The 14,890-nt window shown below is 38.8% G+C and carries 16 protein-coding genes, 1 pseudogene and 1 other annotated feature; of the genes and pseudogenes, 8 read left to right on the plus strand and 9 right to left on the minus strand.

Going from position 1 to position 14,890, the window contains the following annotated elements:
* Positions 1-357 precede the first annotated feature (357 nt).
* From RCG23_RS09575 to RCG23_RS09585, 3 genes are read right to left on the minus strand one after another with little or no spacing between them, the layout of a single operon-like run.
* Positions 358-2,316: a DUF6449 domain-containing protein gene (locus RCG23_RS09575; protein WP_308179514.1), complete on the minus strand. Its 1,959-nt coding sequence runs from the start codon at positions 2,314-2,316 to the stop codon at positions 358-360.
* On the minus strand, positions 2,288-3,190 hold the full coding sequence (locus RCG23_RS09580) for an ABC transporter ATP-binding protein (protein ID WP_308179515.1): 903 nt from the start codon (positions 3,188-3,190) through the stop codon (positions 2,288-2,290). Before RCG23_RS09580 ends, RCG23_RS09575 begins: the two co-directional genes overlap by 29 nt.
* Entirely contained in the window at positions 3,183-3,572 is a 390-nt protein-coding gene (locus RCG23_RS09585; protein WP_308179516.1) for a GntR family transcriptional regulator, read from the minus strand. Before RCG23_RS09585 ends, RCG23_RS09580 begins: the two co-directional genes overlap by 8 nt.
* A 323-nt stretch (positions 3,573-3,895) precedes the next feature.
* Here RCG23_RS09585 and RCG23_RS09590 point away from each other — a divergent pair, with 323 nt between their 5' ends.
* A complete protein-coding gene (locus RCG23_RS09590) occupies positions 3,896-4,900 on the plus strand; it encodes a DUF3231 family protein (protein ID WP_308179517.1) in 1,005 nt (334 codons plus the stop codon).
* Positions 4,901-4,978: 78 nt separating this feature from the next.
* Here RCG23_RS09590 and RCG23_RS09595 read toward each other — a convergent pair whose 3' ends face one another.
* From RCG23_RS09595 to RCG23_RS09610, 4 genes are all read right to left on the minus strand, one after another.
* The gene (locus RCG23_RS09595; protein ID WP_308179518.1) at positions 4,979-5,833 is read right to left on the minus strand and encodes an STAS domain-containing protein; all 855 of its coding nucleotides are present in this window, start codon (positions 5,831-5,833) and stop codon (positions 4,979-4,981) included.
* Positions 5,834-6,083: 250 nt separating this feature from the next.
* Positions 6,084-6,617, minus strand: coding sequence for a GDYXXLXY domain-containing protein (locus RCG23_RS09600; protein WP_308179519.1), 534 nt, complete (start codon positions 6,615-6,617; stop codon positions 6,084-6,086).
* A complete protein-coding gene (locus tag RCG23_RS09605) occupies positions 6,610-7,047 on the minus strand; it encodes a hypothetical protein (RefSeq protein WP_308179520.1) in 438 nt (145 codons plus the stop codon). The genes RCG23_RS09600 and RCG23_RS09605 overlap by 8 nt, the downstream gene beginning before the upstream one ends.
* Before the next feature lie 49 nt (positions 7,048-7,096).
* Complete coding sequence (locus RCG23_RS09610) at positions 7,097-7,681, minus strand: DUF2157 domain-containing protein (RefSeq protein ID WP_308179521.1); 585 nt, start codon at positions 7,679-7,681, stop codon at positions 7,097-7,099.
* A gap of 194 nt (positions 7,682-7,875) precedes the next feature.
* Between RCG23_RS09610 and RCG23_RS09615 the strand changes: the two genes are divergently transcribed.
* The 4 genes from RCG23_RS09615 (at position 7,876) to pssA (ending at position 10,896) form a co-directional block, all read left to right on the plus strand.
* On the plus strand, positions 7,876-8,259 hold the full coding sequence (locus tag RCG23_RS09615; RefSeq protein WP_308179523.1) for a hypothetical protein: 384 nt from the start codon (positions 7,876-7,878) through the stop codon (positions 8,257-8,259).
* Between the two features lie 240 nt (positions 8,260-8,499).
* A complete protein-coding gene (locus RCG23_RS09620; RefSeq protein ID WP_308179524.1) occupies positions 8,500-8,994 on the plus strand; it encodes a GNAT family N-acetyltransferase in 495 nt (164 codons plus the stop codon).
* 681 nt (positions 8,995-9,675) lie between these two features.
* Entirely contained in the window at positions 9,676-9,933 is a 258-nt protein-coding gene (locus tag RCG23_RS09625) for a hypothetical protein (protein WP_308179525.1), read from the plus strand.
* A 219-nt stretch (positions 9,934-10,152) separates the two neighbouring features.
* A complete protein-coding gene (gene pssA, locus RCG23_RS09630; RefSeq protein ID WP_308179526.1) occupies positions 10,153-10,896 on the plus strand; it encodes a CDP-diacylglycerol--serine O-phosphatidyltransferase in 744 nt (247 codons plus the stop codon).
* A gap of 49 nt (positions 10,897-10,945) precedes the next feature.
* On the opposite strand, the pseudogene argS reads toward pssA, so the two are convergent.
* Positions 10,946-12,633: pseudogene (gene argS, locus RCG23_RS09635) on the minus strand (arginine--tRNA ligase).
* A 39-nt stretch (positions 12,634-12,672) separates the two neighbouring features.
* Positions 12,673-12,903 (minus strand) — a binding site (T-box leader).
* A gap of 55 nt (positions 12,904-12,958) precedes the next feature.
* Positions 12,959-13,186 carry a hypothetical protein gene (locus tag RCG23_RS09640; protein ID WP_308179527.1) on the minus strand — a complete coding sequence of 76 codons (228 nt, stop codon included), beginning with the start codon at positions 13,184-13,186 and terminating at the stop codon, positions 12,959-12,961.
* A gap of 270 nt (positions 13,187-13,456) precedes the next feature.
* On the opposite strand from RCG23_RS09640, the gene RCG23_RS25950 reads away from it, so the two are divergent.
* Genes RCG23_RS25950 through RCG23_RS09650 form a run of 3 tightly spaced genes read left to right on the plus strand, consistent with a single transcriptional unit; the run spans position 13,457 to position 14,739 of the window.
* Positions 13,457-13,741, plus strand: coding sequence for a LytS/YhcK type 5TM receptor domain-containing protein (locus tag RCG23_RS25950; protein ID WP_374049847.1), 285 nt, complete (start codon positions 13,457-13,459; stop codon positions 13,739-13,741).
* Complete coding sequence (locus RCG23_RS09645; RefSeq protein WP_308179528.1) at positions 13,677-14,033, plus strand: hypothetical protein; 357 nt, start codon at positions 13,677-13,679, stop codon at positions 14,031-14,033. The genes RCG23_RS25950 and RCG23_RS09645 overlap by 65 nt, the downstream gene beginning before the upstream one ends.
* 52 nt (positions 14,034-14,085) lie before the next feature.
* A complete protein-coding gene (locus RCG23_RS09650) occupies positions 14,086-14,739 on the plus strand; it encodes an ATP-binding protein (protein ID WP_308180020.1) in 654 nt (217 codons plus the stop codon).
* The last annotated feature ends 151 nt before the right edge of the window (positions 14,740-14,890 follow it).

The following is a 14,890-nucleotide window of genomic DNA, read 5'->3' on the forward strand; positions in this document are numbered from 1 at the left end:
TGCTCCCGAGGCGGGGATTTCGGTCTTCATTGCTCCTTTGGGTATCTTTTTTGATGAGATTTTGCCCATGACCTCGCTTATGAAGACCGTTTCTTCCACCTTAGACTGGCGTTTCGGTCTTCATTCCCCTTATGAAGACCATTTTCTGCTCCCGAGGCGGGGATTTCGGTCTTCATTGCTCCTTTGGGTATCTTTTTTGATGAGATTTTGCCCATGACCTCGCTTATGAAGACCGTTTCTTCCACCTTATTCGGACAGGGTTTCAAAACAAGGGCAATCAAGTGCGAATCAGAGGATTTCAGAACAAAATCTAATATTAGAATTTGTCCCAATACAACAATCCTTGCTAAAAGAACCCTATTTAAAGTGTTTTTTTATAAAATTTGGAGCGTGCTCGTCATCAAAATATAAAACCTCGGGATAGTTGCTTCCTTTGTAGTTAAACACCGCTACATAACTCCCCGACCTTACGCTTGTATGATCAAGACAATATTCCACCTTGTCCGAGTCTGTTACTTTTAAAGTATCAGGCAGCTTTTCTACTTCCTTGGAAATGCGCATCGAATCTTCTATATCACCGAATTGATTTTTTGCCACCAGGACGTAATCAATATCATCAGAAGTAATCTTCGACTGATCCAACCATCCTTTCTCCTTTAGCCACTTTGTCGTTTTCAGATAGGAAGGCTTCATTTCAGTATTGATTATTTGATCTCCGCCCATATTCATTTCGATGCTGGATACTCTATTCTGATAATAAGTACTGTCCTCATAGGACTCAGCAAGGATATCTTCTCTAAGCAAACCAACGGCCTTTTTAATATCCTCCTTCTTTGAAATCGTTACTCGTTTGAATACCTGGCCGTTCGCCATGATCGTGAAGGCCTTTACCTTCTTTTCCTCTACTTTAAAAATCGGATTGGTACTGCGCTTATATTCAGTAGATTCATAGATTGGTTTATATAAATCTTCATAAAGCCCTCTTTTTATCCTGTATTCTCGGATTACCTGGCCGCCGTCTTTCAATTGGTACTTCAAAAATGCTACACGATATTCTTCATTTTGACGGGCCTGGTTTACCTTCTGTTCTTTAATAATCCGGAGGTGGAGCTTGCGGACAGCCTCTATGCTGTTTTTTTCCTTCAATGGCTTAGGAATCAAATACTTTTCATACATATCACTCACAAATACATTTGAACTGTCTGAAAGCAGGACACTTTTAACCTCGTTTTGTGCTGGTACTTTGTCTCCATATACACCTAGCACACGAGTGAGAGTCACGATTAGGATAATGGCTGCAAAATACATTGCGAGTCCTTTAAACTGTGTAAATACTCTCCATGTTTTTTGAAAAAGCATCTCGGCAATATAATAGCCAAAAATGGAACCAATCCCATATCCAAAAAGAATCCATCCGAAGCTGCTGTATGGTACAAGGCCGAAGTACATACCGCCTGCCAGCATCATACAAAATGTCATTCCATATTTAAAAATCGAACGCATTTTTATAAAAGCAATGGCCTCAGATGCTGCTTCCGTATTTCTCTTTTTATAGAAAAACAGAGCCAAACCATACAATAGAAGGGAGAAAATAGCGTATATCAGCATCATACTCCATTCAAAATGCTTAGCGTCCAGGACGAATGCATAGCTGATAGGCGACATTTTTTCAATTTCATTATTCAAATAATAATCGCTCGGAAATCCATAGAATAAAAACTTCACATTTAACAAAATCAAAACAATAATTCCAAGTGGAAATAGCAAAAAGATGTAAGACAGAACAGCCTGGACGACCGAAATGCCTGTCATCATTCCGATAAAAACTCCAGCTGTATATAAAAGCAGATTTATAAGGATAGTGACACCTGCCCAGTAAACGATATCCTTTAAAGTAAAAAAGCTGTTCAGGTCCAACGCTGTATGGATGACCAATATAATCAGGCTTATAAAGACAACCGGCAAAATGAGGAAGACCAAACCAGTAAGTGCATAATGATGGTAGATCGTTTCTCTTTTAACCGGAAGACTGTGCATCATATCTGCTGCCTGTTTCACATGCAAATATCTGAATAAGAAGACTGCCATCAGAATGGGGACAGCAACCAGGAGTACTGCCTGAATTGGGAACTGATAATAAAAAAGGCTCTTTACCTCTCGATATTGATTAATATTATCAGCATCGGAATACATCATCAGCATCGCCAGCGGCACCGCAAATAACAGTCCGATGAAATAGATGACGGAGATCCAGCCAGTGCTTCTGAATATCTGGATGCTCATTTCTTTATTCAGCAATGATGTCTTTAATGGCATAGCCGTTATCCCCCATTTCGTAAATAAAGATTTCCTCTAACGTGAGGGGCAGCATATCAAAAATGAGTGGTTGTGTTCTAAGAAACTGCGTTTCAATCTCCGCTTCCCGACCCCTTACAATGCAAAGGGAGACGCTCCCTCGTTTCTCTGTATGAAGCAGGCTGAGATTTGCCAGCAAGCTCTCTGGAATCCCCTCTTTATAAGCAACCTGCACCTTATGGATATCAGATTTTAAATCATCAAGCTCTTTTTGAATTAAAAGTGTGCCTTTATGAAGGATGCCGATATGGTCGCAAATATCTTCTATCTCCCTTAAGTTGTGGGAGGAAATGAGGATCGTCATCTCCCGGTCCGCGACATCCTGGATTAACAGATTCTTTACTTTTTTCCGGACGACGGAATCAAGTCCGTCCATCGGTTCATCAAGAATGAGAATTTCTGGCTTTGCCGACAGAGCCAGAATGAACGCTGCCTGCCTTTGCCATCCCTTTGAAAAAGTATGAATCTTTTTATTTGCATCCAGTTCAAATAGTTCAACAAGCTTTAGGAATCTTTCCTCATTCCAGCCTGGATAGACACTTTTATAAAATTGCGCCATTTGCCTTGTCGTATAATGAAACAAGAAATACGGCTGATCCGGTATGTAAAAGACTTGTTGCTTAAGGCTGACATTTTCATATACGTGCTTGCCATTAATCGTTACATTTCCATTATCCTGCTGGTAAATCCCCGCTAGAAGCTTGATCAGGGTTGTTTTTCCTGCTCCATTTGACCCGATCAATCCATAAATCGATCCCTTTTGAATGGAAAGATTTACGTTTTCTACCGCATGGTACCGATCAAAGCTTTTGCTTACATTCTTCATCTCAATCATTCCTGTCGCCTCCCCCTTTTGAAGCGTCCAAAACCTGGATTAAGCCCATCAATTCTCCAGCCGTTACGCCGAGGTAGAGAGCCTCCAATATAAGTTTTTCAAGTTCCTTTTTGACTGCTTCGATTTTTTCTATATCCTTAATCAGGTTGTTCGGATTTACAAAGCTCCCTTTTCCTTTTATTGAATAAATGAACCCCTGTACCTCGAGTTCACGGTATGCTTTTTGTATCGTATTCGGATTAATTGTCAGCTGCTGCGCTAGCGTCCTGACCGATGGCAGCTGTTCATCAGGCATCATCACTTCATTTATGATCAGTTCCTTCAGCTTGTCGACGAGCTGTTCATATATGGGCTTTCGGCTTCTCAAATCAAGCTCAAACATAATGACCCCCGTTCTGTACTAAGTGTACTATTATTCATAATACAGTTACGATTATATTCCATCTTATTCCAAAATAAAAGCTTTTTTGTAAATTTTTATTAGAAAAACTTGGCATTAGCCAAGTCCTTAGGCTAGTGCCTTAGTTTTTCTTATGCGTGCAGAATTTATGGAAATAAATTCTGGTAAGCTAATAAATGGATATTTTGATACAAAAAAAATTCCGCGCGGAGCTGATTCTCCAGGCGGGTTTATTCATTACTTTTTACATATTTCTTCCTTCCAAATTAAATAATATTAAAAGAAAAGGAAGAGGAGGCAGCACTATGGAACATTCAACTAAATTGACTTCATCGGAAATTGGGACGTTGTGGATTTCATTTATAGAAAGCACGATGCAAATTTGTATCTATAAATATTTTGTTCAAAGTATAGAGGATGAAGAATTACGGGCATTGGTAAACGAAGATTTAACTTTTACAGAGGAATTTGTTCAGACGATTTCATCCATTTTTCAAAAGGAAGGAATCGCGCTGCCAATCGGTTTTACTGATCAAGATGTAAATGAACATGTACCAAAGTTACTAGCTGATGGATTAATCCTTTACTATTTGCAGACCTTATCTAAGGGAGGAATGAATAAGGACGCAACGGTGTTGGCATTAACCTCACGCAAGGACCTAAAAAACTTATTCAAAAAACATTTAGACCATAATTATAGTGTTTATGAAAGAGCGGAAGATATTCTGTTAGAAAGAGGACTATATATTCGTCCTCCATATGTACCATTACCTAATGAGACTGAGTTTGTCAGTGGCAATAACTATTTGGGCGGTATCCCAATTCTTGGAGAAAAAAGGCCTTTGAACACCATTGAAATATCTCATCTATTTATGAACATCAATGTAAATATTATTGGTATGATGCTTTGTACTGCCTTCAGCCAGGTAGCAAATGACCAAGAAGTGACGAAGCATTTATTAATAGGAAAGCAAGTTTCAAAAGATATCATCGATACCTGTTCCAGGATTTTAATTGACTCTGACGTCCAGGCACCGACCACATGGGATGTGGAGGTTACCGATTCAACGGTTTCACCCTTTTCAGATAAGCTAATGCTAAGTTTTATCAATATGCTTAGCGCGTATGGGTTCGGTATCTATGCCGTTTCTTCCGCAGCAAGCCTGCGGACAGATTTACAAGTGAAATATGCAAACATATCAAAGGATGTCGCCGCATACACGAAAGACGGAATTGAACTAATGATCAAAAAGGGATGGTTTGAGCAGCCACCAACTTTACCTGACCGGAATAAGCTCGCAAATAGTTAGGAGGACTGAGTTCAAACGTGCAACTAGTTCCAAGAGAAAAAAAATAAAGGGATGATTGATTCATCCCTTTATTGCTGGTTATGTTCTTTTTACTAATTGAATTTCATCGAATGCCTGCTGAAGATTTGCTTTTACCATTAGACCATCTAATTTTAAACCGAGACTAACCATTGTCTGGGCAACTTCTGGGCGAATTCCTGTGATGATCGTCTTCACACCCGTTAAAGCTAAAGCGTCGATAACCTTAAATAGCTGGTCTGCTACCATCGTATCAACAAGCATCACACCGGATATATCTAAAATAAGGTGAGATAATTTCAGTTCAGCCGAACGCTTAAGTGTCTCTTCCATTAGTAATCGTGCTCTTTCTGTGTCAACATTCCCAATCAAAGGCAAAACGCCTACCCCTTTTGTTAACGGAACGACAGGAACTGACAATTCAAGAAAGGCACTTTTCGCATTTTCAAGCGTTTTTTGGTGAAACTCAACATAAGAAAGGCTGAAAGAGTAAACCGCACGGTCCAGGACAGGGTCAATGATAGAAATAACTTTAAATATAGTAGAAGCCGACATTTTCTTTAATGTTGCTTCCTTCTCAATCGCTTCCCAAATATAAATTCGGTAATAACTTGTATCCTTTAAAGCCTCGTCTAATGGTGCTCCCAGATTAAAGAAGTACTCTCCCGTTTCCTTGCCCCATTGTAATATTTTATCAAAGGTTTTTTGTTGATCCGTATGTTCAATCAATGCTTCACCAAATAATCCAATGAAATTCGCACGAATATCGATAATATGTGCTTCTAATTTTTTAAAATCGCGTTTTTCCTGTTCTGTCATTTGAACTCCAGAAAGTCTATCTTCATGTAAAGCCTGGGCAATCTCATATTTCTTTTCTAAAATCATTTCACCTAACAATATCAAATCATTATTCATTTTTCTTCCCCGAAGTTCAGCTAATTGAATTAATTGGTTGGTAGTAGTAGATTATCCGTTCATCTAACTAATTTTTCAATATTCTAGTTACATCTTACCTTATTGTGAAAATATTGAACAAGTAATATCACTTATATCGATCCTAGGAAAAACTGGACGTAGGGTGCTGCGTTCATGTTGCCATAGGATTCAGCCTGCAAAAGGGGGTGCCTCAAACTTTTTGAGGCACCCCTTCTTATTATTTTATAAGTCATTTCTTTTCAATAACATCCGTCAAAAACGCATAGCCATTGTATACTTTCACTTTCGCGAGCACTTCGCCTTTAGCAGCAGCTTCTTCAAGCTTTGTTCCTGTGTTGTCCTCGACAAAGTATTTATCAAGGCTGTAACTGATGTAGGCAACTTCCTTCTGGTCGGCATTTTGTGATAAATAATCCAGCGTTCCTTTTAAATAGATACCGCTTTTCGGCTTTTCAAGCGTGACCTTTACAGGGGTATAGACCTTATCCTTTTTCTCAAGAAGAACATACACCTTTTCCACATTAGATCCGTTTTGTAAGTGATCCACTATTTTTCTTTCTACCATTTCCTTGGGCACTTCTTCTGCTTCATACCGAAGCGTGACATAGTCTCCTCTAAACGGATCAGAGGGATCAATCGGTTTCGTAGGAAGCAATATTTCATTTCCATTCATAAGAGTATATAGAGGAGTGGCGCACATGCCCAGCAGAATGAGCACCGGCACCGCACAAGCCAATAACAGCTGCTTCGCTTTTTTACTCATGAGCTGCCCCTCCCTTTTTCCTTTGTTTTTCAAAATAAAAGCCGAAGCCAAGCAAAAGAAGTCCGCCGATGATAAAAACAAACGATTTCGGCAGGAAATCAAAGGAGATATCCAAATAAAAGCGGAAAATCATGACACAAAGAATGATAATGCTGAGCAGGCTGCCCTTTTTGACAAGGTAAAAGAGATATATCAGGTAAGCGATTGAAAAAGGGATATACACCCAATCCACTGGCCAGGCATTCTGGAAAGACAGCATCAGTGCTGCTCCGCCTTGGACAAGGTAACCGAGAAACACATAAACGTCTCTAATTTTTCCTGTCATAAACACCAGGAACATACCAATTGCAAGATAGATGAGGCCGAGTATATACATGAAATCTGCGTTTCCATTGTTAAAATAATTATAAAGATTTCCTATAAAAATCAATGGCAGCACACCAGAGACAAAGCCCGTTACTTTGGAAAAGCCGATTTTTTCATTCAAATAATAAATCGAGGCAATCAGCAGTAAAACCCAATAAGGAACGCTTCTGGCCCATTAAGTAATGGTCATTCGTCATATAAATCAGCGCAAACAGCGAAGACGCCAACAGAATCCATTTATCGCGCAGTACCCAGGCTAATGGCAAGATTCCAATCGACCACCAAAGAAAGGCTTCTTCAAAGGCTCCTCCAAAATGGAACATCTGCCCGACGAGGAAAATCCCTGCCCCGTAGACTAACACTCCAAGATAGTAAAAGCTCCTTGAAGTCTTTGGATAATTCCTTTCCATTCTGAACGCTGCAAAATTGCTGGCAATGAACATCCCAATAATAAACAGAAATTTAGGCAATTTCCCTATTTCATCCCAGTTACTAGCGATCAAGCTGAGTATTCCCGCTCCAACCAATATGGAGCCCACATATAACAGAGTCCTTGTAAACGAAAGCTTTTCCCCTTCTTCATATATGCCTTGAATCTCCGCCGCTTTTTCAGCAGGCAATACACCGGAATCCTCCAAAAAACGAATTTCACGTTTCAGGATTTGCAGCTCATGTTTTTTGACAACGCGTTTAGTCAATTTCCCACTCCTCCCCCTAAGAGGTAATAATTTCCTTATATCCAGTTTAGCATATAAAGTGTAAAATGTTACTTTTTTCAAAAATTTTCCCATACAAAAATTTACGGACTTTCCATGGGTATATGCCGTTTTCTCTCCGCTCATGACTACATAATTTATAGGGTATTTAGATTTAGATAAAGGAGAGCAGCCCAATGAATCCTTATGAATATTATCAAGGTTATATTCCTCAACAAAGCGGCCATTTTATAGGATACGGATTAGACCCATATCAAGCACATCAAGTTGATTCTATGCAGAATCAACAGCTTCACTTCAATCCCAATTTTCCTACTCAGAACCAATTTGAACCAGACAGACAACCGCCACAGTTTCAAGGACTTGAAAGAAGATTGAATGCGCTTGAAAGGCAAAATGAGCGGCAAACAAGAGAGCTCACCAGGTTAAACAATGAGGTAGAACAACAGGCACAACAGATTGAACGAATGAATCGCAGGCTTAATAGAGTAAACCAAAGACTCAGAGTCGTCGAAAATAGACTTCACATTACCTTTACACCTTTTGATGGAGAGTTTTAAAAACTGAAACGGAGCAGTACCCTTTGAGGCCTGCTCCTTTTTAGGAATTTTTCTTTTTGAAATTAGTTCTTCTGAAATCGACTTTTCTCAGTTCAAGTAGTATTTCATGTGATATTAGAGTCTTGTAGTGATTTAATCCATAAGAAAAAAGCAAGTCTGTAATTAGTCTCCCCATATACTTTAAGAAGGTGTATTATTATTTTATTAAAGATTTAGGACCCTTTTAAAAGGAGAATTAATATGATACATATCCGCGATGCAGTAATCGACGATCTGCCAGCCATGCTGGCCATTTACAATTATGCCATTCGTAATCTGAATGCCACTTTTGATTTAGAAGAACAGACTCTGGAGCAACGCCAGGCTTGGTTTAGCAAATATGGCACCACCTACCCACTGATTGTTGCTGAATCAGAAGGGGAAGTAGCCGGATACTGTAGTTTATCTCCATTTAGGGAGAAAGAAGCGTACGCAAAAACAACCGAGTTGTCGGTTTACATCTCCGAAAAGCATCAGGGAAAAGGATTGGGCAAAGCGCTGATACAGGAAATCATTAATCGGGCGCACCAGCTTGATTTCCACACCATCATCGCAGGTATTACGACCGGTAACGAGGGCAGTGTGAAACTGCACGAAAAGTTCAACTTCGAATTTATCGGCCGGTTTAAAGAGGTAGGCTATAAATTTGAACAATGGCAGGATGTGGACTTTTATCAGCTGCTGTTAAAGCGTTAATAACATATTATTAGTTGTACACTGCCCTGCCGGAAGATCCGGCAGGGTTTCTTTGTGGCTGCTAAATTCGGCATTTTGTAGAAGGTAGGGAGGGTTATGTAGAAGGTTATTTTATTGTGTAGAACATTCCTTTATTAGGAAACTGCCGAGGAATTTTTGTTGATAACCTCATATCTGGTGCGCGTACTGAACTTGCGCTTACCCCCATTTGTTGATAAAGTGAGTTTTTTTGTAGATAAACCCCATCCTTGTGTAGATAATTCACTTCTTAATGTAGAAACAGCACCTTCTTATGTAACTAACCTCCAAGTTATTGTTGATAACCCCATTTTCGGATCGGATGCTTACCCCCATTTGTTAATAAAGCGAGTCTTCTTGTAGATAACCCACAAGTTCGTGTAGATATTTCACTTGTTTTTGTAGAAACTTTACCCACTATTGTAGATAACCTCCGAGTTATTGTTGATAACCACATTTCTGGTACGCATATAGAACTGGCGTTTACCCCCATTTGTTGATAAAACGCGTCTTTTTGTATATAACATTCAATGTTGTGTAGATATCTAAATTATTTTTGTAGAAATAGCACCCACTATTTTATTTTTCGGATAGTTACTACAATTATGGAAGTACTGGTGTTTTTTATATATAATTTCTAAAAGGAAGTATTGAGGAGATTATATGCTGTGGCTATGTCCTGAGTATGTAAAACTGGAATCAATGGGTTCCGATATTCCTCCTGAAAATCGCATGTTCTCAGACTATATCTCTTGGGATAAGCTAACTGAGGATGGCTGCTGGGGAAAATTTGATAAAGACAGTTATCCCCCAGAGGAGTTGGCTAAAATAGGGAAATCCTTTTGGAACACTTTTATATCAGGAAAATGTGAAGGGTTAAAAGCCGTTCTCGAAGAAGCCTACCACAGAAAAATAAGTTAAAAAAAGCAGGCTTTTCCATTATAATAGTTATTATAATTCAGTTTTTCATGGAAGAAATTCTATCTTCTCGGGAAAGATACCTTAATAGGGATTTAAAATCATTTATTCGGGAATGGAATAATAGGCCGGTAAAAAGCATTCCGAATAAAAAATGTGATTTCCGCCTGGACTAATTGTTCGTTATAATAATACAAAGATATTATTTAAAGGAAGTGCACTGTGAAAAAGCATATACCGAATCTTTTAACGTTTGGAAACCTATTTTGCGGCTTTTTATCCATCAGCTATATTATCAATGGAGATCCAAAAAATGCGACTATCCTCATTTTCATCGCCATTATGCTTGATGCATTGGACGGCAGGGTAGCTAGAATTTTAGGTGTATCAAATGAAATTGGCAAAGAACTTGATTCACTGGCAGACATCGTTTCATTTGGTGTGGCTCCGGCATTTTTGACGATTCACACTTATCTTACCGGCTACGGTATGACAGGGATTGTACTGGCCAGTTTATTTCCGCTGTTTGGCTCCTACCGGCTGGCTCGCTTCAATATTACCGCCCAGGAGGAATCACTAAAACACTTCAAAGGGATTCCCATCACACTTGCGGGGGCAATTGTAGCGTTTTTGATCCTGTTCTCTAAAGATATTCCGGCATGGGTTTTCCTTATTATTTATTATGCATTAGCGATTTTAATGGTCAGCACGGTTAAAATCCCGAGCATGAAGAAAATTAAATTGCCAAAGAACAGTATTATCACCACAATATTCCTGATTTATATGTTCTACTTATTATCAAAATCGCATTTCAGGCATGTTCCGGAATTTTTCTACGTAGCTTTGGCGACATATATTCTATTTATCGTCTTTAGGTTCATCAAAGAAAAAGAACCAAGGCTCCCACGAATCAAACGCAAGAAAATAAAAGTAAAACGCTTCAAGCGCGCGAAGCATAATAAATAGTGCAAAAAAAGCGGGTGCTTAACAAAGCATTCCGCTTTTTTGTTTGGAATTACATCTCCTCAGGAGCTCCTATTCCTAATAACCGCAAGCCTTCCTTCAGGACAATTTTCACACAATAAACAAGCGATAGTCGTTCCTGTTTTTTTTCTTGGTCATCCAATATGCGAACGGAGGCATAATATTTATTAAATGCTTTTGAAAGCTCAATCACGTATTTGGCAATTTGTGATGGATCATATTCCTCCATTGCCCGCATTACCGTATCAGGAAAGTACATTAAGGTGTGAACCACCGGCCACGCTTCGTCTAAATCCATTAAAGCTGATTCGTCACTTTCCTTATAATTACCCTTTCGAAGAAGTGAAGCGGCACGGGCGTGGGTGTATTGAACATATGGACCAGTATCGCCTTCAAATCTCAGCATGTCTGTTAAGGAAAATTCGATATCGTTTAAGCGGAAATGCTTTAGGTCGTGAAAAATCACCGCTCCCGTTCCTACCTGGCGGGCGACCTCCTCTTTTGAAGCAAGGGAAGGATTCTTCTCTTGGATTCCCTCCAAGGCAAGGCGAATTGCCTCATTTAACACTTCCTCCAATAAAACAACCTTGCCTTTACGCGTGGACATTTTTTTGCCGTCTTTTAAAATCATGCCAAATGGAACATGGGTCAAGCCTTTGTACCATTGGTACCCCATTTTCTCAAGCACAGCAAACAGTTGTTTAAAGTGAAGGGTCTGCTCATTGCCCACCACGTAAAAGGATTTAACAAATTGATACTGTTCCTGACGATACATCGCGGCTGCAAGGTCACGGGTCGCATACAGGGTTGCTCCGTCCCTTTTCTTTATTAAGCAGGGAGGCAGTTCTTTCTGGCTCAGCGAAACTACTTGCGCACCTTCCGATTCCTCCAGTAAATTCATTTGCTCCAGCAACTCGATGACCGTGTTCATCTTATCATTATAAAATGCTTCCCCATTATCGGAATCAAAAGAGATTCCTAACAGCTGATAAATTTTTGAAAACTCTTTAAGCGATTCTTCACGAAACCATTTCCACAGCTGCATCGCTTCCTCATCAGCATCTTCCAGCTTCTTGAACCATTCACGGCCTGGTCGTTTAGGTCTGGTTTTTGTTCGGCTTCATCATGGAATTTAACATACAATTTTAACAGCTCTTTAATGGGGCTCTCTCTTACTTTCTCTTCATCACCCCACAGCTTGTAAGCGACAATCAGTTTTCCGAACTGTGTTCCCCAATCACCTAAATGATTAATTCGAACTGGCTGATAACCGCATTTTTCGGCAATCAAAGATAATGCATTCCCAATAACCGTCGAACGCAGATGCCCCATTGAAAAAGGCTTCGCTATATTTGGAGATGAAAAATCGACGGTGATAACTCCGCTGTTACCAAAGTTCAGAGAACCAAAGAATTCTTTTTGTGAAATGACTTCTTTTATGACTCTAGCGGAAACCATATTTTTATTTAAAAAAACATTCACATAACCGCCCACTGCTTCTATTTTTTCAAAAAGTGGCGACTGGATGCTCTCTGCCACTTCTAATGCTATTGTATGGGGAGCCTTCCGATAAAGCTTCGACAGCTCGAAACACGGAAAAGCAAGGTCGCCCATCTTGTCATGCTTTGGTTTTTCAATCATGTTTATTAGCTTGCTTTGTTCTAATTGCCCACTTAAATAATCATTTAGCAGCCCTGCAAAATCGTCCTTGTAATTCAATGTTATCTCCTCCAAATAAAAAACTCCCGCCTCTTTTAAAAAAGAGGCGGGAGTTTGAATTAATCCCGCGGTACCACTCTAATTGTTTTTATCTAAATGATAAAAACCACTTCGACATTGTTAACGAGGTTTCTCCCCGACTTTCCCTACTTCATATTCAGGCAAGCATCTCCAAAGTGCGCTTCATTATTTGCTCCGCGCCAGGCTCTCACTATCCCAGGCTCGCTTTCGCTTCTGCAAAATAACTACTCTCTTCTTCTCTGACTTTAAATGGTATTTTTACCTATTATACTCAGTTACCAATAAAAAACAATCAAAATTTTATTTAAAAGAAAAAACTTAAGATGATTCCGATTATACCGCTGACAGCCAGGAAGCCAACCATAAAATAGCCGATATACCTAATTCCTTTTGGAAGTGAACCAAACCGGACATTTTGCCTTTTATATATTGTGCCCCCTTCAATTCTTTGTATATCCTCCAAGGGTGTATATACTTTATCCGATTCATTAGGGTTATATTCCTCTGTAGATTGGGTTTCATGGACTTTCAAAAAATCACCCCTTCGTATTTCTTTATAGTATTCTCCTTTTCCAAATTAATTCCTTTTTATCTTCATTAGTTTGACTTCTATAATATTTACCTTCTTAACCGCATTCATAGGTAGACCTATTTTTTTAATAATCCTGTTTTATCTAAAATAATAGTTTAAATTCAGATTTAACAAAATCGTCAAAAAATAAAGTGATTTTTCACACATGGGGTGAATTTTAAAAAAGAGTAAAATGAGAAAAAGGATCTTTGGACGGTGAATAATTTGGAAGTGACAAGACAGCTGTTTTTTAATCTATCTATCATATTAGTTTTTCTCTTTTTTTTGCAATTAAGGCTTGACCGCAAAGTAAATGCAAAAGCATCCAAATTCTTATTGTTTTCATATTTTTCGGCTGCGGTTTTTTTATGTATGCTGCTTTCTGTAGAAACAAATAGCGATATAAGGTTCGATTTGCGACAAGTACCGATTATAGTAGGTACCTTATACCTTGGCTGGTGGCGGTTTTTCTTTTTACGCTGTTACGATCATCTTTCGTGCCTTCTTAGGAATTAATATGGGCTTATGGGTTTGTACGGTTGTCTATGGCATTCAAGCTATCATCCTAATCTCCCTTCACCGTCGTTTCCTGGAGAAACATAACTCTTTTGGAAGAGTGGCCATTTCTATTCTAATTTCGATTTTTTCATCCATTACCTTAATCACCATTTTGGATTTTTTAGATAAACCCATCGATTCAAAAAATCTTATAATTAGTTTTCTTGTTTTGCCTGCCTTAGGAACTGGCCTCATGACACATACCATAGAAAATTGGCAGAAGAACCGGGAAATCAGAAGCAGCTTTTGAAATCAGAAAAGCTGGAGAGTATTTCCCACCTTAGTTCAGCCCTCGCCATGAAATCCGCAATCCAATGACAGCGATTAAAGGCTTTTTACAGCTTATTATTACTGACGGATTTGATGAGAAAAAGAAGAAAGAGTACGCATTAATTGCGGTATCTGAAATCGATCGGGCTGAACGAATTATTAGGGATTTCCTTACATATGCAAAGCCAGTTTCTAACAAAAAGGATAAAATAAATTTAGCTGAAGAGATATATAAGATAGTGGAAATAATAGAGCCTCTTGCACATCTTAATACTGTTGAAATCTATTTTGATTCCCAACCCTCCTGTTTCATGCTCGGAGAGAAAGCTTCAATTCATCAATGTTTATTGAATCTATTTAAGAACTCTATTGAAGCAATGGAAAACGGAGGGGTCCTATCCATCTGTACCTATCAGGATGATTCTAATTTATATGTTGATATCAAAGATACCGGGATTGGAATGAGTGAAGTGCAATTAAAACGCTTAGGGAAACCTTTTTTTAGTACGAAGGGCGACAAAGGGACCGGACTTGGCATGATGACAACATTCACTCTAATAAAATCGATGAACGGATCAATTGATGTCTCTAGTAAACTTGGCGCTGGGACTACTTTTACCCTTTCGTTTCCTTTATTCGAGCAAGGTACTGGTAAAGAGTTAGCATTAATGAAACAATTAATTTAAATGACGGTTTATGCGTTCCTGGATTCACTGGAACGTTTTTTAAATAAAATGGTATTTATTACAACTTTCGCACAAATTTTACAAAATAATTGCCGAATAAAATTATCACATGTAAAATGTTGTTAATTAATAACATTTCGGCGGTGAAAAC

Origin of the sequence: Neobacillus sp. PS3-34 (genome assembly GCF_030915465.1) — a bacterium.
In the GTDB taxonomy this organism is placed as follows: Bacteria; Bacillota; Bacilli; order Bacillales; family Cytobacillaceae; genus Neobacillus_A.